At 62.1% G+C, this 16,349-nt stretch carries 18 protein-coding genes and 1 pseudogene; 8 read left to right on the top strand and 11 right to left on the bottom strand.

Features of this window, described 5'->3' with window-relative positions; translation table 11 throughout:
• Window positions 1–28: 28 nt before the first annotated feature.
• A complete protein-coding gene (locus PQQ51_RS18740; protein WP_408498286.1) occupies window positions 29–607 on the bottom strand; it encodes a DUF4337 domain-containing protein in 579 nt (192 codons plus the stop codon).
• A 159-nt stretch (window positions 608–766) separates the two neighbouring features.
• On the opposite strand from PQQ51_RS18740, the pseudogene PQQ51_RS18735 reads away from it, so the two are divergent.
• A pseudogene (locus PQQ51_RS18735) lies at window positions 767–967 on the top strand (hypothetical protein); the annotation flags it as partial.
• Window positions 968–972: 5 nt separating this feature from the next.
• On the opposite strand, the gene PQQ51_RS18730 reads toward PQQ51_RS18735, so the two are convergent.
• The 4 genes from PQQ51_RS18730 to PQQ51_RS18715 all read right to left on the bottom strand — a co-directional run bounded on the left by PQQ51_RS18730 (window position 973) and on the right by PQQ51_RS18715 (window position 4,182).
• A complete protein-coding gene (locus PQQ51_RS18730) occupies window positions 973–1,149 on the bottom strand; it encodes a DUF1427 family protein (protein ID WP_408498285.1) in 177 nt (58 codons plus the stop codon).
• Between the two features lie 51 nt (window positions 1,150–1,200).
• The gene (locus PQQ51_RS18725; protein WP_408498284.1) at window positions 1,201–2,169 is read right to left on the bottom strand and encodes a quinone oxidoreductase family protein; all 969 of its coding nucleotides are present in this window, start codon (window positions 2,167–2,169) and stop codon (window positions 1,201–1,203) included.
• Between the two features lie 131 nt (window positions 2,170–2,300).
• The gene (locus PQQ51_RS18720; RefSeq protein WP_408498283.1) at window positions 2,301–3,140 is read right to left on the bottom strand and encodes an AraC family transcriptional regulator; all 840 of its coding nucleotides are present in this window, start codon (window positions 3,138–3,140) and stop codon (window positions 2,301–2,303) included.
• A gap of 97 nt (window positions 3,141–3,237) precedes the next feature.
• Window positions 3,238–4,182 (bottom strand): AEC family transporter, encoded by a 945-nt coding sequence (locus PQQ51_RS18715; RefSeq protein ID WP_408498282.1) that lies wholly within the window; start codon window positions 4,180–4,182, stop codon window positions 3,238–3,240.
• Between the two features lie 124 nt (window positions 4,183–4,306).
• On the opposite strand from PQQ51_RS18715, the gene PQQ51_RS18710 reads away from it, so the two are divergent.
• The gene (locus PQQ51_RS18710) at window positions 4,307–5,173 is read left to right on the top strand and encodes a LysR family transcriptional regulator (protein ID WP_408498281.1); all 867 of its coding nucleotides are present in this window, start codon (window positions 4,307–4,309) and stop codon (window positions 5,171–5,173) included.
• 9 nt (window positions 5,174–5,182) lie between these two features.
• On the opposite strand, the gene PQQ51_RS18705 is transcribed toward PQQ51_RS18710, so the two are convergent.
• Genes PQQ51_RS18705 through PQQ51_RS18695 form a run of 3 tightly spaced genes read right to left on the bottom strand, consistent with a single transcriptional unit; the run spans window position 5,183 to window position 8,463 of the window.
• Window positions 5,183–5,830, bottom strand: a complete 648-nt coding sequence (locus PQQ51_RS18705) for a VC0807 family protein (protein ID WP_408498280.1) — start codon at window positions 5,828–5,830, stop codon at window positions 5,183–5,185.
• Window positions 5,831–5,855: 25 nt separating this feature from the next.
• Window positions 5,856–6,335, bottom strand: coding sequence for an ASCH domain-containing protein (locus PQQ51_RS18700; RefSeq protein WP_408498279.1), 480 nt, complete (start codon window positions 6,333–6,335; stop codon window positions 5,856–5,858).
• Complete coding sequence (locus PQQ51_RS18695) at window positions 6,259–8,463, bottom strand: GNAT family N-acetyltransferase (protein WP_408498278.1); 2,205 nt, start codon at window positions 8,461–8,463, stop codon at window positions 6,259–6,261. Before PQQ51_RS18695 ends, PQQ51_RS18700 begins: the two co-directional genes overlap by 77 nt.
• 327 nt (window positions 8,464–8,790) lie before the next feature.
• Between PQQ51_RS18695 and PQQ51_RS18690 the strand changes: the two genes are divergently transcribed.
• Entirely contained in the window at window positions 8,791–9,327 is a 537-nt protein-coding gene (locus tag PQQ51_RS18690) for a GNAT family N-acetyltransferase (RefSeq protein ID WP_408498277.1), read from the top strand.
• Here the strand turns inward: PQQ51_RS18690 and PQQ51_RS18685 are convergent.
• Window positions 9,319–10,065, bottom strand: a complete 747-nt coding sequence (locus PQQ51_RS18685; protein ID WP_408498276.1) for a GNAT family N-acetyltransferase — start codon at window positions 10,063–10,065, stop codon at window positions 9,319–9,321. The two genes, PQQ51_RS18690 and PQQ51_RS18685, sit on opposite strands and share 9 nt — an antisense overlap.
• A 97-nt stretch (window positions 10,066–10,162) precedes the next feature.
• Between PQQ51_RS18685 and pdxR the strand changes: the two genes are divergently transcribed.
• Together pdxR and PQQ51_RS18675 are read left to right on the top strand one after the other, a co-directional pair.
• Window positions 10,163–11,653 (top strand): MocR-like pyridoxine biosynthesis transcription factor PdxR, encoded by a 1,491-nt coding sequence (gene pdxR / locus PQQ51_RS18680; protein ID WP_408498275.1) that lies wholly within the window; start codon window positions 10,163–10,165, stop codon window positions 11,651–11,653.
• Window positions 11,654–11,877: 224 nt separating this feature from the next.
• Window positions 11,878–12,210, top strand: a complete 333-nt coding sequence (locus tag PQQ51_RS18675) for a hypothetical protein (RefSeq protein WP_408498274.1) — start codon at window positions 11,878–11,880, stop codon at window positions 12,208–12,210.
• Window positions 12,211–12,418: 208 nt separating this feature from the next.
• Here the strand turns inward: PQQ51_RS18675 and PQQ51_RS18670 are convergent, their stop codons facing one another.
• Window positions 12,419–13,147: an aspartate/glutamate racemase family protein gene (locus PQQ51_RS18670; RefSeq protein ID WP_408498273.1), complete on the bottom strand. Its 729-nt coding sequence runs from the start codon at window positions 13,145–13,147 to the stop codon at window positions 12,419–12,421.
• Window positions 13,148–13,203: 56 nt separating this feature from the next.
• Here PQQ51_RS18670 and PQQ51_RS18665 point away from each other — a divergent pair, with 56 nt between their 5' ends.
• Complete coding sequence (locus PQQ51_RS18665; RefSeq protein WP_408498271.1) at window positions 13,204–13,788, top strand: flavin reductase family protein; 585 nt, start codon at window positions 13,204–13,206, stop codon at window positions 13,786–13,788.
• 47 nt (window positions 13,789–13,835) lie between these two features.
• On the opposite strand, the gene PQQ51_RS18660 is transcribed toward PQQ51_RS18665, so the two are convergent.
• On the bottom strand, window positions 13,836–14,321 hold the full coding sequence (locus PQQ51_RS18660; protein WP_408498270.1) for a GNAT family N-acetyltransferase: 486 nt from the start codon (window positions 14,319–14,321) through the stop codon (window positions 13,836–13,838).
• 121 nt (window positions 14,322–14,442) lie between these two features.
• On the opposite strand from PQQ51_RS18660, the gene PQQ51_RS18655 reads away from it, so the two are divergent.
• Window positions 14,443–14,829 (top strand): lysozyme inhibitor LprI family protein, encoded by a 387-nt coding sequence (locus PQQ51_RS18655; protein WP_408498268.1) that lies wholly within the window; start codon window positions 14,443–14,445, stop codon window positions 14,827–14,829.
• A gap of 279 nt (window positions 14,830–15,108) precedes the next feature.
• Complete coding sequence (thrS, locus tag PQQ51_RS18650) at window positions 15,109–16,344, top strand: threonine--tRNA ligase (protein ID WP_408498267.1); 1,236 nt, start codon at window positions 15,109–15,111, stop codon at window positions 16,342–16,344.
• The last annotated feature ends 5 nt before the right edge of the window (window positions 16,345–16,349 follow it).

The raw sequence follows: 16,349 nt of genomic DNA, 5'->3' as shown, positions 1-16,349 counted from the left end.
GCAGCTGCCGCAAACGCGTCATTCATCGTCAAGCCGAGAAAAACGCCAGCGCGCCGCTCACCACACCTGCAGCCGCGACGACGAACGACAGGTTGCGCAGCCATTTCTTGCGCGTAAGCAACGTAATCGCAGAGAGGGCAATTGCGACCTGGATCAGCGTGGTGGCCTGCGCCCAGCGATGATGACCGTGCAGCAGCGTCTCGCTTTTGGCGTCGGCTTCGACGACTTCCTTTTCGATCGCCTCAGCCTTCGCGCGGATCGGTTCCTTCTGCTGCTTGTATTTATCGACGTCCGCGGCGAATTTCGCGTGCGCATCCGCATTGCCGGACGACAACGCCGCGCCGAGTTCGGCGAGATTTTCTTTCTCGCCCTTCGCCTGATAGTAGTTCCATTGATTCGACGCCTCGGTCTTCTTGATCGCGGCTTCGTTCTTGTAATACAGCGCGAGATTTTCGCTATTGCCGCTCTGGTACGCGCACAGCGCGCCGATTGTCGCGAGGATTGCCGTCATCACGGCCATGCGGCTCGCGAACGGATCTTCGTCATGGTGACCGGCGTGTTCGACAGCATGGTCGTGCGGACCATGCACTTCATATTCTTCAGACATCTGATTCTCCGAGGCGAAGCTTTTCTTATGGCGCCTGTGCGATGCGGCGTGGGACGCGCGGGCACGGCGGCCTCAATCTTAGCGTGATGCGCGCGACGATGGAAAAAGGGATGAGTCCACGAAGGTCAATTCGGCGCCCACGCCGTGTTCGACTACGGCGCGCCGGAGTCGTATACGCTCGATACGTTGTTGTTCGAACGGCCGGGCGGCAAGGAAATCCAGTTGGACCTATTCCTCGACTACGCGTCGAATCTGAAGGTAGTCGAATTGCTCGACACGGGGCATTTCGCGTTGGAAACGCACGTGGATGAAATCGCGGCGGCGGACCACGGCAAATTTCGCCGTGAGAGGACGCGCTAGCGCGGTCAGTGAATACCGGCGGCGAGCCACGTCCGCACGAGAGGAATGACGTGCTCGCCGGCGAGCATGCCGAGCAGTCCGACGAGTGCGATCGTGGGCGGCGCCGGCGACTTCACCTGCATGACGCTATAGATCAGTCCGACCACGACGCCGGCCGCGAGCGAGATCAAATACGCTTTCATGTTCGTTGTACCTGGTTGAAAGACGGGCAGCCGTGCCGCCCGCCGTTGCACCTACTGCATCGTGATGACGACCCGGCCGCGTGTGCCGGCCGACACCGCTTCATAAGCTTCGCGCGCGCGGTCCAGCGGGAATGTCTGCGCGATTGCCGGCGCCTGCAGCTTGCCGCTTTCGAAGCCTTCCACCAGCGCGCTCATCAACGGCGCCGATTCGGCGACGCCCAGCTTCGCGCTGTCCGCGCCGAGCAGTTGCGTCTCGTTGTGATAGAAGTCGATCAGGTCGAACTCGACGCGGCGCTTGGCCGTAGCGCTGATTTCCACCACGCGGCCGCGGCGCTTTGCGAGGCTCAGTGCGGTCTCGAATGCGACGCCGCCGACCGCGTCGTACACCACATCCACGCCTGCGCCGCCGGTCAGCGCCTTGACGGCTTGCTTCGCGTTGTCGTCGAAAGGCACGCAGTGGTCGGCGAGACGACCTGCGGGCGTGTCGGCCGACAGTGGATGCCGGTCGAGCGCGATCACCTGCGCGCCGCGCGCTTTGGCGATCTGCACCACCGCACCGCCGACCCCGCCGCCCGCGCCGATCACCGCGATGGTCTCGCCGGCCTGCAACTGCGCGTACTCGACCGTACCGAGCCACGCGACGACGAAGTTCACGCCGATCGCCGCCGCTTGCTCATGGCTGAGCGTGGCCGGCTTGCGCGACAGCCCGGCCAGCGGAATCCGAATGAACTCGGCGTGGGTGCCGTCGCGCGTGAAGCCGATGTCGCCGCCGGTGCCCCACACTTCGGCGCCGAGCCAGTTCTGCGGACCTTCCACGACCACGCCGCTGAAGTCGCGGCCCGGCGTGCGCGGCAGTTCGGTGTGTTCGAAATGACCGGAGACGTTCTTGACGTCGCTCGGATTCACCGAGGCCGCCTTGATCTTGACGACGGCATTGTCCGCGTCGGCTTGCGGCTGCGGCAGATCGAGGTAGTCGAGCACATCGGGGCTGCCGAACGTCTTGAACTGAAGCGCTTTCATCGTGTGTTGCTCCTTTCGGGCTGACGCTGCGTGTCGCAGCAGATGAAGCGTAGTCTAGTTGGCCGGTGTAAAGGCGTCAGGACAAAGACTTTCGAATATCGGACAACGCGTGGGTCGGCGGCGCGACGCGTTCAGTCGGCCGCGGTTGCGGTTCTGGTTGGCGCGGTCGTGCCGCTCGAAGCCGGTTCGGTTGTCAGCGTGCCGCGTGGGTCGAAGCCAGTCGGCGGCGCGCCCAGTTCGCGCCGGAACATGTCGCTGAAGCTGCTCGGCTGAAACCCGAGCGATCGCGCGATGCTGCTCACCGGGCGGCCTTCGGCAAGCCACGACAAAGCGACGGCCAGTTGCACCTGACGCCGCCACTCTGCGAAACCGACGCCGAGTTCGCGTGTGAACAGCCGCGCCAGCGTTCGCACGCTCGCGCCGACCGACGCGGCGTGTTGCTCGAAGCTGATGGCGAGCGACGGGTTGCCGATCACCGCGCGGCACAACGCATCGAGCCGCCGGTCCGATGCATCCGGCAACGCGATGCGCAGCGACGAGCGCGGCGCGTGTCCGAGTTCGAGCATTGCGAGACGGTAGGCGGTTTCCAGATAGGTCTCGTCGCGCGCGTGAGTGTGTTCGTGTTCGGCGATCGACGCGATCAGTTCGCGCAGCAGTCCGTTGATCTCGAACACGTCGCTGCGCCGGCTCAGATGGCCGACATTGCGTTCGTGCAGATAGAGATTGCGCATCTCCACGTCGCTCATCATGTGAATCGAGTGGAGCGTGCCGGCCGGCAGCCAGACCGCGCGCTGCGGCGGCACCACCAGCGCCTCGCGGCCGACTTCGACCCACATCACTCCCGATACCGCGTACAGCACCTGCGCCCACGTGTGCGAATGCGGGTCGATGCGCAGGCCGCGCGGATAGTGACGCGCGAGAGAACGGGCGTCGGCTTCGTCGTCGAGTTGAGGGGGGCGGGCTTCAGGCACGGCGGTTCGGTTCGCGTAGACGTTTCGCGGACCCTGCGGGTCCGTTCGCGAAAGCATAGCGCGACGCGTGGCACGGCGGCTATTCGCGCGAGCCGGTCTACGTCTGGTGCCCGAGCAACAGCAGCAATAGCGACAGCGTGACGATCGAGCCCACGGTGGACAGCAGAATCGTGCGCGACGTGATGTGCGCTTCGCGCCGATAGAACTCGGCCAGCATGAACGGACCGGTGCCGGTGGGAAGTGCCGCCAGCACCACGGCCATTTCGACCAGCGAAGGCGAGAGCCCGAACACGCGAGCCGCGAGCCACCAGGTCAGCGCCGGCTGCACCAGTAGCTTGACGCCGGTCAGCAGCAGCGCGATTCGCGGCGCGCCCGCTTCGGACGGGCGCTTTTCCGCGAGAAAGAGACCGAGGCTCACCAGCGCGCACGGACTCGCGGCACCTCTCAGCAGCTTGAGAAAGGTTTCGGCGCTCGCCGGCAGCGGGACGTGGACGCTCGCGAACAGCACGCCCGCGATCGGCGACACGATCAACGGGTTTCGCGCCAGCGAGCGCAGCACCTTGAGCCCCAGCTTGTGCGGCGTGCGCTCGGTTTGCAGACCGATCTCGATCAGCACGATCGCGAACGCGAACAGCACACATGCGACGAGAATCGTAGCGATGGTGGTCGGCGTGAGGCTCGCCTGACCGAACGCGATCACGCCCAGCGGAAAGCCGATATAGCCGGTGTTCGGATACGACGCGGCAATCGCATCGACGCTGGCGTCGGCGAGATGCCGGCCGTTCAGCAGACGCAGTGCGAGGATCAGCCCGAACACGACGACACAGGCAATCGAAAACGTCGCGACGAAAGCCGGCTGATACAACTGCTGCCAGGTGGCCTTCGCCATGGTGTCGAACAGCAACGCCGGCAACGCCAGCCACACCACGAAGCGATTCAGTTCCGATGCCGAGTTCGGCCCCAGCACGCCGCGCCGTCGACAGGCGAAGCCCGCGAAAATCAATCCGAAAACAGGTAGCAGAATCTCGAGGGTGGCTAACATCGGCGCGAACGGGCAAGGGACAATTGGTGATCCGCCAGCGTAGAGGCTTGCGTTGATACAATCCAATACCGTTTTTTGCGTTCGACAATACTTTTTTTGCATCGTCATCCGGCGTGAGTGCATCGTGATCGATATCAAGCCACTGCGGTACTTCGTGACGCTCGCCGAGAGCCGTCATTTCGGACGGGCGGCGGCGCGCCTGAATCTGTCGCAGCCGCCGTTGAGCCGGCAACTGGCGGCGCTGGAGGCGCAGATCGGCGTGACGCTGATCGAGCGCAGTCCGCGCAGCGTCACGCTGACCGCGGCCGGCGAGCGCTTTTATGCGGACGCGAAAGCGATTCTCGCGTCGGTCGAGCAGGCGGTCAGCAATGCGCAGGCGGCGGCTGCGGGCGACGCCGGCAAGCTCGCCATCGGCTTCACGATGTGCGCGGCGTACAGCGCGGTGCCGGGCTATGCGCGGGTGTTCGGCGCCGCGTATCCCGACGTCGCATTGAATCTGCGCGAGGTCGTGTCGAACGATCTCGCTTCGCAGGTGCTGGCCGGTCACATCGATGCCGCAATCATGTTTCCGGGCGCGCCCGACAAAGGGCTCGCCACGCGGACGATCCTGAGCGAGCCGCTGTGTGTGGCGCTGTCGCGCAGCCATCCGCGGGCGCGGGCGCGGCGGTTGAACATCGCGCAACTGGCGGGCGAACCGTTCGTGCTGGCTTCGGAAGAGGTTGCGCCCACCTTGCGCGCGGCCATCGTCGAACATTGCCGTTCGGGCGGTTTCGAACCGGACATCCGTTTCGAGGTGCAGTTGCAGCAGACGGTGCTGAGTCTCGTCGACGAAGGGGTGGGCGTCGCGCTGGTACCGGCTTCGATGCGCAAGGCGCAACTGGCGGGTGTGGTGTTCAGGCCGTTGGTCGATGCGCCGTTGATCGAGCAGGTGCTGGCGTGGTCGCCGGCCAATCGCAATCCGTGTCTCGCGCGGTTTCTCGAACTGGCGTGATGGTGTGATTTACGAACTTGCCAATGGGTTGTCGGCGGGGTAGCGCAGCGCGTCCTGCCTGATGCGCCGACGGCACCAGAAGGTCCATGCGGTGAGTGCGGCGTAGACGCCGTAACGCAGTATTTCGGAGACGAGCGTCGAGCGCGGGTCGCCCGGCCACTGCCAGACGATTGCGCTGCGCAGGATGTTCTCGCCGGTCATGCCGAGGCCCCATACCAGCGTCATCAAGCGGATGTAGGCGGCGAGAACGGGACGCTCGCGCCAATGCTTTTCGAAGCTCTCGGCGCTGCGGTGATCTTCGCGGGACATCGTCGAGCGGGCCAGGTAAAACACGAGCGGCCGATGGAATGCCAGTGAAACGAGGAACGATGCGCCGATCATGCCTGAGACCATCGGTTCTTCGACTGCGGCCTCCAGTTTGTTGCCGCCTAAGGTCACTGCGGCCAGCGATAGCAGGATGCCAACCAGCACGATCGCGCTGAGCGCGTCGAAGTGACGGTAGCGCAGCAGGTCCCAGGTCATCCACGCGATCAGTGGGAGTGCCGATGCACTCAGCGCGCCGGCGTGGCCCCAGTGCGGAAACGCGAGGCGGTAGGCGAGCCACGGGAGGGCGACGTTGACGAACAGCGCGGTGAAGTAGCGCAGGCGGGGTTTCATCGTGCGCGCCTCGCGATCGTTGCGCCTACGCGCGTTTTCCTTCAATGGCGTGCAGGAGCGGGCTGTCCGGTGCAATGCGGATGAAGAACTGCGGCGGTTGAAAGCCCGCCGACGCTTGTCTCAACTCCATCAGCGAAATCGTGCCGGAGAGTCTCTGCGGCTCGTGCAAGCCCAAGGCAAAGCCTTTCGTTCTGCCGTCGAAGTAGTCGAAAAATTCCTGCCGGGTGATCCCGCATACTTTCGCAAAGCGGCGCCACAGCGTGGTAGGCGCTAGCGAATGGGCGGCGTTGACCTTCGCGCAGCCGATCACGCGGCCCACCGGCAGCTTCACGTAAATCCAGACGACCGTACCTGCTTTCACGTTCATTGGCCGCCGCCTGAGTTCGACGTGCTTTCGACCGGCAAAAATGTTTTCGGCGTGCCGCTCTTCAAGCGAGATGAGTACGTGTTCCGGCTGTTCCATGGGCAAACCCTTCCTCGAGGATTCCTTGAAGCTGTGCGTCATTGATTGCATGCGTGGTAAGCAGGTCTTGCGGACTGCCGCAGTCCAATCGCTGAAGGGTGGCGAGTAGCACCGGACGGTCGAGGCAGATGATGTTGTCGAATACGGTAACGGTTTTCGTTCTGGATCGACCTATTGCTTCGAGTCCCGCGGAGTCAAGAACAGACGGACCGAGGTCCGAATTTTCCATAGCCTCCTGGGATTTTAAATAAGCGTGTTGCACGCGTGCAATCGCGACAATCGCCCCAAGACCTTTATTTTTTGCAGATTCGTAAAACAGGATCAGGTTACCACGCTTGAAGTGCTTGAGCGTTGCGGAGCCGCTCAAATAATGACGTGCTTTGTACAGTCTGGCGCGCGCATGGGGCAGCAGGCTTCGCTGAGGTGAATGGGCCAATAGGTCCTCTGCGAATTCAGCTCGTACGGGGGAAATGACCGCCTTTCTGCCGGGCAGACAAAAAAGCGCGGGCGATAGTAGCGTTTCCAATTTCATCAGCGAGATATGCCCAACATTTCCATCGGGGCGCACGAGACGAATTTGCTGTTCGACATCCCGATAGATCGGCGCTACATCGGGTAGGCGTACGCGGGCTGTCTGGATAAGTTCTCCCTGGAAGTCGACCCAATTCGACGCGGTGATGACACGTCCCACGGCGATCTTGGATAGCAATGTCTGGTCTGCCAGACCGCCAAAGCCCAACGCAGACGCGACTTCACGTATCTGGGCCTGTTGAGGTGGGAATGTGAGCCTGATCTGCGCTGCGCTTCCGACTGTGCCTTGCGCAATGGCCTGTTCGATCACATGCCCGAGTAGAAGGCGAGCGACATGAATCGCACTGGGCTGCGTTTCGTCGACAGCCACGCGTGCATTGAACTCGACACCGTTCATTGCCTTGGGCCATATCAGGTACCCCAACAGCACATTCCCAGACCAAACGCCGAACCGATTGCAGGCGCGTGCATTTGAATCAATCGCCGCCCATGTCGTGACGATATCCGACGATTGAATTCCGAGCCGGGACAAAAGTCGATGCACGTCGGCTTCTTCAGACCTTGCGACGGGCGCTATTGCGAGAGATTCGTCCGCACCTGTCTGAAAGATTTTTTCGCCAGCCTCGCCGACATTAAGATCTTTCCACGCGCCGGGCGAGATCACCTGGATGCCGTATTCGTCGTTGAGTCGTGCAGCGGCTTTCAGTATCGATGTGTCGTTTGTGATAAGGCCGGCTAATCCGTTCTGAATGGCTGTCGCTAAATGCCGCAGGTCGGAGATGTCATTGCTGCTCAATGCGTCGACCCGATATCGCTCCGGAAACACCAACGACGCAAGCACAGGTTTGAGTACATCCCATTCTGCAATGCTCGGAGTAGGAAACGAGGGAAAGATGCGCGCGTATGCCAACATCGGATCTGTCACGCCGACGCTTGCTGTTCGGGCAAGTTCTTCCGTAATCTCTGTGCTCAGAGCCAATCGACACGAACCGGTTCTTTCAATTCTGAATAGATCGAGAACATCCTCGTTTCTGCGCCTGCGTGGCCCAAGATCAAACAGTACGTTCAGATCCAGAAGAAATAGCGGCGTTTCCGATCCGTATGTCGAATTCAAGCCCAATGGGTCGGCGGCACTGAGCCCGCTTGTTGCAAACAACTGCGGCGTATCGAGTTCGTGGATACGGACGATGATTGTCCGCTTTCTGGTGTCGCCGCCTCTCTCTGTACGTTGTACATAGAAGCCGTGGTCTTCCCAGAACCTGTTTGCGTGAGACAGATCTTCCGCCACGCGGGCGTACAACGAAATGAAGGCATGATCGGTTAGATGTTTCTTCAGATGTTGCAAGAGGCGAGCCGCTATGCCGCGTTTTCTGAACGCCGGAGCGACAAAGATCTGACGCACACGCCCCTTCGGATGCCTCGCTTCGAAGAGTATGTGGCCCGCATATGCCATGCCCTGCGCGTGCCGTTCGATGGCCACGAAAAGCTGTTCTTTGCGGGCGAAGTCTTCGTAGACGCCCGACGGGAAGAACCCGAGTGCGTCTTTGTCACTGTCTGCAGCCTCATTAACCGCGCGGACAAATGGCGCTACCTCCAAGTACTTATCTAGAATCTCGATGATATTTTCTTCGACAAACATGGCTGTGCCCGGCCTCCCAGCATTTCGCCGCAAGCAGCCCTTTTCTGTGCAGGATAAATGCATGAGGGAGTTATTGCGGACTCTTTAATTTGAGTCGTTCCTGAAAAGGAGGCACTTCAACCTCCGCCAGAACGAGAAGGAAACATATCATTTATTAGGGTGTCGTACTAAAGGAATAATGCTATTTGAAATTACTTCAACAAATTTTGGCCTTTCGGATAGATCGTCTTATGCCGTATGGGATAGAGCATCGTCGGCGAGCCCCGATAAGACTAAAATCGCGATCATCGAACAGACAACTCTGCGACTACTGCATTAGCTATCCCCATGCCCACCCACCCCACCCTCCTCACCACCGAGCGCCTCCTCATGCGTCCGCACACCCAGGACGATTTCCTCGATAGCTACGCAATGTGGTCCGATCCCGAAGTGATTCGCTACATCGGCGGGCGGCCGTTCACGCGCGAAGAAGTCTGGGCGCGTCTGCTGCGTTACGCCGGTCACTGGGCAATGCTGGAGTACGGCTATTGGGTCGTGCGGGAAAAGGAGAGCGGCCGCTTCCTCGGTGAAGTCGGCTTTGCCGACTATCACCGTGAGATCGAGCCATCGTTGATCGGTACACCGGAAGTCGGTTGGGCGCTCGACCCCGCCGTGCACGGTCGCGGCTACGCGACCGAAGCCGTGGACGCCGCGCTTGCCTGGGCCGACAGGCAGTGGCCCGGCGCAGACACCGCCTGCATCATCGCGCCGGAGAACCTGCCGTCGCTGCGCGTCGCGCAAAAATGCGGGTATCGCGAGCGGCTTCGCACGACATATAAAGGCGAGCCGACCATCGTGTTGCGGCGCGCGGCAGGCTTAGGCTGAAGCTGAAGCTTTTGAAGCCTCTGCTCGTTGCCGCGCGATCAGATCGACCAGCCGTTCCTTCTGCTGAGCTTGCGCATCGAAGTTGCCGGTGTCGAGCCATTGCGTGTAGCTCGGACGCAGCGCCGGCCATTCGCTATCGATGATCGAGAACCACGCGGTATCGCGATTGCGCTCGTGATACACGATCGCCTGACGGAAAATCCCCTCGAACGTGAAGCCGTAGCGCAGCGCCGCGTTGCGCGACGGGCCGTTCAGCGAATCGCACTTCCATTCGAAGCGGCGATAGCCGAGGTCGTCGAAGACATGCTGCAAGAGCAGGAACATTGCCTCGGTCGCAATGCGCGTACGCTTCAGCCGCGGCGAATAGGTGACATGGCCGACTTCGATCACACCGTTCGTACGATCGATGCGCATCAACGCCAGCGTGCCGATCGCCTTGCCCGTCGCCAGATCGATCACCGCGTGATGCAGCGGATCGGCTGACGCGGCCGCACGCGTCAAATGCTCGCGATACGCGGCGAGGCTCCCGAACGGGCCGACGTTCAGATAAGTCCAGTCGCGGCCGTCGGCGGCCGACGAATACGCTTCGTACAGGTCCGCCGCGTGGCGCTCCACGTCCACCCGCTCGATCCGGCAATACTGCCCCGCCAGCGGCTCGCCGCCGGGCGCCTGCGCGCCGTTCCAGCCCGGCACCGGAGCGCCGATCGGCTGCTCGAATGCGTTACGTCTGGGTTCCATGTCTGCTCTCCTGTGAGTGGTTGTCTTCAGGAACGATACGGCAAACGTGGTATGTTAAAAAGATCCAGTCCAAACCTATTTCATGGGTCCAGAGGCGATGATCGAGATCATTGGCCCGCTCAGCGGTCCGGCCAGCAGCAGCGGAACGGCGAGCGCCAGCGCGAAGCACGCGACACTGCAGAAACAGCTGATCGAGCGATTGCAGCAGGCGATTCTCACGGGGCGTCTGCCGGGGGGCTCGCTGTTGCCGTCGTCGCGGTTGCTGGCGGCGGAGATGGGCGTGTCGCGCAACACCGTCGTGATCGCTTACGAACATCTGGCCGCGGTCGGCTACGTGATTGCCGACAAAAAGGGCACGCGCGTGAGCCCGCTTTCCAGTCCGACGGCGCGGGGCGAGCCACAGGCGTCGTCGGGCGTGCCGGACGTGGCTTATGCCGCACGCGTCGACCGGTTCGCGGCGACCCGCACGCACGTCGCCAACAGCTTGCCCCTGACGCCCGGCACGCCGGCGCTGGATCGCTTTCCGCTGGGCGCGTGGCGGCGCTCGCTCGAACGGTCGATGGAAAGCGCGTTGCCGCGCGCGCTCGGTTACGGCGACCCGGCGGGCGAACCCGCATTGCGCGACGCGATCGCGGCGCATCTGCGGATGGCGCGCGGCGTGCGCTGCGACGGCTCGCGGGTGGTGATTACCGAAGGCGCACAGGAAGCGCTGAACCTGTGTGTGCGGCTGTTCACGAATCCGGGCGATATCGCGTGGATCGAAGACCCCGGTTATCGCGGCGCAAAGGCGGCGTTCAATCTCGGCGATCTGACGATGGTGCCGATGCCGGTCGATCCCGAAGGCATCGCCGTGCCGTCCGACGCGTGGCGCACGCACGCGCCGAAGCTGATCTACACGTCGCCGGCGCACCAGTATCCGACCGGCGCGGTGTTGTCGGTCGCGCGGCGGCTGGAATTGATCGCGCAGGCGCGGCGCTGCGGCGCGTGGCTGATCGAAGACGACTACGACGGCGAGTTTCGACACACCGGTGAGCCGATCGCAAGCATGCAGGGTCTGGTCGACGATGCGCCGGTGTTGTACGTCGGCTCGTTCAGCAAGACGATGTTTCCTGCGCTGCGTATCGGCTTCGTGGTGCTGCCGCGCGCCATCGCCGCGCACACCGAGGCGGCGTTGCAGGAAATGCTGCGCGGTGGGCATCGGCTGGAGCAACTGGCGCTCGCGCATTTCATCGAGAGCGGCGAATTCGGCCGTCATCTCGGCCGTATGCGGCGTTTGTATCGCGAGCGGCAGCAGGCGCTGCGCGACGCGCTCAGCGAGTATTTCGCGCCGGCGCAGATTCTCGGCGGCGATTGCGGGATGCATCTGACGCTGCGTCTGCCGCCGGACATCCGCGATCGGACCCTGGTCGAACGGGCGTGCGCGACAGGGCTCAACCCGCGCGCGTTGTCCGGTTTCGCGCTGCAACAACGCGCCGACACGAACGGGCTGGTGATCGGTTACGGCAGTACGCCCGCCGATCGGCTGGCCGCGTCGGTCCGTGTGCTGGCCGAGCTGGCGGGGCTCCCGGCCGATCGTCGCAGCGTGTAACTTTTTGCGTTTGTCCGCGTGGCCCATGTCGCGCTATCGTGTCGTTTATGCGCGGCGATTCCTGAGCGCATCGCATCGACGAATCGCCCGCAGCTCATGCCCCGCGTCACCGCTCTGCCGGATCGGCCGGCAGGTGGCGCGCGGTCACCGGGTCGTAGTCAGGCCCGGGCATGAAGAATGCCGTTATGTGCTTATCTATGACGATCAATCCGACTGGAGACGACATGAAGGAAATCGAACCGACCGCGTGGTTTGAGCTGGCCGCCCATACGCCTGTCCGTGAAGGCTGGTACGAAGTGCAACTGACGAGCGGGGACACGGCGTTTGCGAAATACGGGGACGGCGTCTGGACCGAAAAACCGTTGCTGGTCTTCACGCACTGGCGCGGTTTGTCTGCGGATCCTGCGAAAGCCGCCGAGGGCGAGGCGGAATCGATTGGCGCTGAGGCCACCGCGGCGCAAGGCGTGCGCGCTGCGTGGAACGCATTTTTCCCGGGGCTCGGCGAGGAGCAGCATAAACCGCTGGATGCCGTGCCTAACGGTAAAGCGCCGCATTGATGTTTTCGAAGCGGCGGCCTTGGCGGCTGCCGCTTTGTCTGTGTTTCACCGTTGCACCATGCCTTACCACGCTTCGGCAGTCGGCCAACCGATGTCTGGCGACCCGGCCGTTTTTACTACGCCATCAACCGCGCGCCGAATTTTTCTTCGGGTTCCTGCGCAACTTTCAGCATCGCAAACTTGCCATCCGCGACCCGAACATCGCGTGTCAGTTCGCGAGGGAAGCGGCGCGAACGACGGCGGCCAGCGCCGCCTCGGGACTCGTCAACGGCTTGTCGCCGCGGGTGACCAGCGCGGCCGCGCCGGTCATCGACGCTTGCGCCAGCGCGACGACATCCGCGCCGTCGGCATAGGCGGCCTCGGCCGCGGCAGCAATCGTCGACAGATAGCCGGCCGTGTCGCCGGCTCTGAAACGCTCCCATGCGCGTTCGACCAGTTGCACCCGGAGGTCGACTGCAACGCCGGCATGCGATGCTGCTTCCGCGAACAGGCGCGTGGTGGGCTCGCGCGTAGTGGACACGGTGTAGAGCACGACGACCTTACCGCCGTTTTCTACTGCCCGTTGCGCCAGCGCGGCGTCGACGCGGACCACGGGCACCGGCGCGGCTCGCGCGGCGAGCGTTTCATCGACAACCGGACCGAGCGTCGTACAGTTGAGCAACACGGCGTTGGCGTCGCGACACAGCGCGAGTACGACTTCGCGGGTTTGCGCGGCGATCGCGTCGGTCAACCCGCCAACCTGTTCGGCCGCGGCGAGCAGATCCGCGCGCACCCTGTGCTCGAGTTCGAGCGAGTGGAAGCGGGCGGCGCGAGCCGCTTCGTCGAATATCGCGATGTTGCTGTCGGCGGTATGGAGGCAAACGATGCGCACGGTCTTTCCAGCGAGTTTGAACGAGCGGGCATTCTCGCCTGAATTGCGCGGCAACGGTGCGCGCACGCGCATCATCCTGCGACGCTACAATCGCCGTCATCCATTTGACGCGGAACGTACGTATGAATATCACCCGGGAACCCGTCGCATTGTCGCGGGCCACGCAGTTACTGAATCACGGACCGGTCACGATCATCACCAGTGCACACGGCGGGCGCTCGAACGTGATGGCGGCTTCGTGGGCCATGCCGCTCGATTACGATCCGCCGAAGGTGGTCGTGGTGGTAGACAGCCGGACATTGACGCGCAAGCTGATCGAAGCAGGCGGCGTATTCGGCCTGCAATTGCCGAGCCGCGGATTTGCCGCGCAAACGCTGGCGGTCGGCTCGAACGAAGGCACCGAACTCGACAAGTTCGCGGCTTTCGATCTGGAGACGTTCCCCGCACAAAAAATCGACGTGCCGATGCTCGCCGGTTGCATCACGTGGATGGAATGCAAGCTGATTCCGGACGACAGCCAGCGGCACGATCTGATCATCGGCGAAGTGGTCGCAGCCTATGCGGACAGCCGCGTGTATTCGAACAACCGCTGGCATTTCGGCGACGATCCCGATCTGCGCACATGCCATTACGTGGCAGGCGGAACGTTCTTTGCCACTGGCGATGCATTCGAAGTCGAGCCAGTGGTGAGCGGCGCGGCCAAGTGATCAGGTAACGCGGCGCGGCGCGTTGCGATGGCATGCCGCGAAAACCTTTAGACCTCACTCTCCGCGAACGCCTTCAGCGCGTCACCCGCGAGCCGATAGCGTACCCATTCGCTTTGCGCGCTTGCGCCGATCGATTCGTAGAAACCGATGGCCGGCTCGTTCCAGTCGAGCACGCTCCATTCGAAGCGGCCGCAGCCGGTGTCGCAAGCGACGCGCGCGAGATGCCGCAACATCTGTTTGCCCGCACCGCTACCGCGCGATTTCGGCGATACGTACAGGTCTTCCAGATAGAGACCTTGTTTGCCGAGCCACGTCGAGTAGGAAAAGAAATAAACGCAAAAGCCGATGGGTTCGCCGTTCATCTCGCAGATCAACGCATTGGCAGTGGCGCCTGCGGAGAACAGGCTCGCTTCGATGTCTGCGACACCGGCGACGACTTCGTGCTCGGCCTTTTCATACACCGCGAGTTCGGTGATGAAGCGGAGAATCAGCGCGGCGTCGGCTGAAAGGGCGGGGCGGATCTGGATGCTCAAGATAAGATGCTCGTTCGGTTTGGACTCTCCATCCTATCGTTTATTCTGTTGCGCTGGCGAGCAAACTCCAGCTTTCTACGACAATTAAGTACTCCGTGTTCGAGGTTTTATGATGAAGCGAATGTCCATTCTGATTGCCGGCTGTCTATGGTGGTGCGGTAGCGTTCAAGCTGCAACGATCGATTGCAAGAACGCGTCGGACCAGGCTTCTCTCAACCAGTGCGCCGACCTCGACTACCAGGCTGCGGACAAAAAACTGAACGACACCTACGGCAAATTGCTGAAGAAGGTGAGCCCGCAAGGCAAACAGCGCTTGCAGAAGGCCGAGCGTGCCTGGGTTACTTACCGCGACGCGCAATGCGATTTCCTGAGCTTCTCACCGGACTCGTATAGTGCTCGTCCGATGATTCAACTGGCGTGTCTGAGCCGTCTCACGCAGGAGCAGACCCGACTGTTCGACGAGCAACTGCATTGCCAGGAAGGCGACATTGGCTGCGGACAGCAGTGAGTTTAAAAAGCGGTTGAAGTTGAATTGACGATTGACGTCTCTGTACAAGATCGTTTACTGTCGAACCATGGACTTCCACTCGATTCCCTTCGCTGCCGTCACCACCACGACGACCACCTTCACAGGCGGGTCGTCTGGAGGTTGCGCACGCTAGCAGCACGAAGCAGTGGCAGACCACCAAAGGCCCCGCCGGAAACGGACGGGGCCTTTGGCGTTTTATGGACCTCCGTTGACGGCATCGATTGCGATATCTGCTGTACTAACAAATGGAGCGTCACCATGCACGACATCGACCATCGCGTACTCGGCAACAAACTCGATCTATTTCACCAGCAGGAAGAGGGCGCCGGCATGGTGTTCTGGCATCCGCGCGGCTGGGAGCTGTATCGCGTGCTGGAGGACTACATTCGTGGGCGCATGCGTCGGGCGGGCTTCCGCGAGATTCGCACGCCGCAACTGCTGGCGCGTTCGTTGTGGGAAAAGAGTGGCCATTGGGAGAAGTTCGGCTCGGCGATGTATTCGCTTGCCGACGCGGAAGGAGGGCGCGCACTGAGTCTGAAGCCGATGAGTTGCCCGTGTCACGTGCAGGTGTTCAATCAGCGAGTGCGTTCGCACCGCGAGTTGCCGGTGCGGTATAGCGAATTTGGCGCATGCCATCGTGACGAACCATCGGGTTCGCTTGAAGGGCTGAAGCGCGCGCGTGCCTTCGTGCAAGACGACGCCCACGTGTTCTGCATGGAGGCCCACATTGAAGACGAGGTCGCGCGCTTCTGTGAATTGCTGCGGCAGGTCTACGCAGACCTTGGCTTTCCTTCCTTCAAGGTCGCGCTGGCGACGCGCCCTGCACAACGCGCGGGCAGCGACGAAGGATGGGACCGCGCGGAAGCCGCGTTAGCGAAAGCCGCGCGCGCGGCGGGCCTGGAGTTCGACGTCCTGGAAGGCGAGGGCGCCTTCTACGGTCCGAAGCTGGAGTTCCATTTAATGGATAGCCGTGATCGTAGCTGGCAATGCGGCACGGTCCAACTGGATTTTGTGCTGCCGGAGCGGCTGGAAGCGGAGTATGTCAACGAGCGCAACGAACGCGAGCGACCGGTGATGATTCACCACGCGGTGCTTGGGAGCATGGAACGATTTATAGCGATGCTGCTGGAGCATTACGAAGGATGGCTTCCGCTATGGCTTGCGCCAGATCAGGTAGTAGTCGCGACGATCAGTGAGGCAAACCTGGCTTATGCGGAAGAGGTGGTGCAAGCACTGGAGGAAGCGGGCATCAGGGTGGTGCAAGACAGCCGACCAGAGCGCTTGGAAAAGAAGATCATGGACGCACGCGAGAGGCAGATACCAATTCTGGTGGCATTGGGATCGCGGGACGAACGCGACGGAACGGTCAGCATTCGGGAGAGAGATGGCCAACAGCAGACGCTTGTGCTAGAGGAGGGCGTGGCGTGGTTGCGAGAAGCCGCACGACCACCGGCAAAAGACGGCGCGATAGCATTTGAACGCACCGCACCTTGATTAAC

It is taken from the genome of Paraburkholderia xenovorans, from assembly GCF_046030735.1.
Taxonomy (GTDB): domain Bacteria; phylum Pseudomonadota; class Gammaproteobacteria; order Burkholderiales; family Burkholderiaceae; genus Paraburkholderia; species Paraburkholderia xenovorans_A.
This window is presented reverse-complemented; position numbering and strand designations above follow the sequence as displayed.

Excerpts from the sequence above, each read along its gene's own strand:
- PQQ51_RS18740 (WP_408498286.1), bottom strand. The coding sequence starts at position 607 with ATGTCTGAAGAATATGAAGTGCATGGTCCGCACGACCATGCTGTCGAA.
- PQQ51_RS18730 (WP_408498285.1), bottom strand. The coding sequence starts at position 1,149 with ATGAAAGCGTATTTGATCTCGCTCGCGGCCGGCGTCGTGGTCGGACTG.
- PQQ51_RS18725 (WP_408498284.1), bottom strand. The coding sequence starts at position 2,169 with ATGAAAGCGCTTCAGTTCAAGACGTTCGGCAGCCCCGATGTGCTCGAC.
- PQQ51_RS18715 (WP_408498282.1), bottom strand. The coding sequence starts at position 4,182 with ATGTTAGCCACCCTCGAGATTCTGCTACCTGTTTTCGGATTGATTTTC.
- PQQ51_RS18705 (WP_408498280.1), bottom strand. The coding sequence starts at position 5,830 with ATGAAACCCCGCCTGCGCTACTTCACCGCGCTGTTCGTCAACGTCGCC.
- PQQ51_RS18700 (WP_408498279.1), bottom strand. The coding sequence starts at position 6,335 with ATGACGCACAGCTTCAAGGAATCCTCGAGGAAGGGTTTGCCCATGGAA.
- PQQ51_RS18695 (WP_408498278.1), bottom strand. The coding sequence starts at position 8,463 with ATGTTTGTCGAAGAAAATATCATCGAGATTCTAGATAAGTACTTGGAG.
- PQQ51_RS18690 (WP_408498277.1), top strand. The coding sequence starts at position 8,791 with ATGCCCACCCACCCCACCCTCCTCACCACCGAGCGCCTCCTCATGCGT.
- PQQ51_RS18685 (WP_408498276.1), bottom strand. The coding sequence starts at position 10,065 with ATGGAACCCAGACGTAACGCATTCGAGCAGCCGATCGGCGCTCCGGTG.
- pdxR (WP_408498275.1), top strand. The coding sequence starts at position 10,163 with ATGATCGAGATCATTGGCCCGCTCAGCGGTCCGGCCAGCAGCAGCGGA.
- PQQ51_RS18675 (WP_408498274.1), top strand. The coding sequence starts at position 11,878 with ATGAAGGAAATCGAACCGACCGCGTGGTTTGAGCTGGCCGCCCATACG.
- PQQ51_RS18665 (WP_408498271.1), top strand. The coding sequence starts at position 13,204 with ATGAATATCACCCGGGAACCCGTCGCATTGTCGCGGGCCACGCAGTTA.
- PQQ51_RS18655 (WP_408498268.1), top strand. The coding sequence starts at position 14,443 with ATGTCCATTCTGATTGCCGGCTGTCTATGGTGGTGCGGTAGCGTTCAA.
- thrS (WP_408498267.1), top strand. The coding sequence starts at position 15,109 with ATGCACGACATCGACCATCGCGTACTCGGCAACAAACTCGATCTATTT.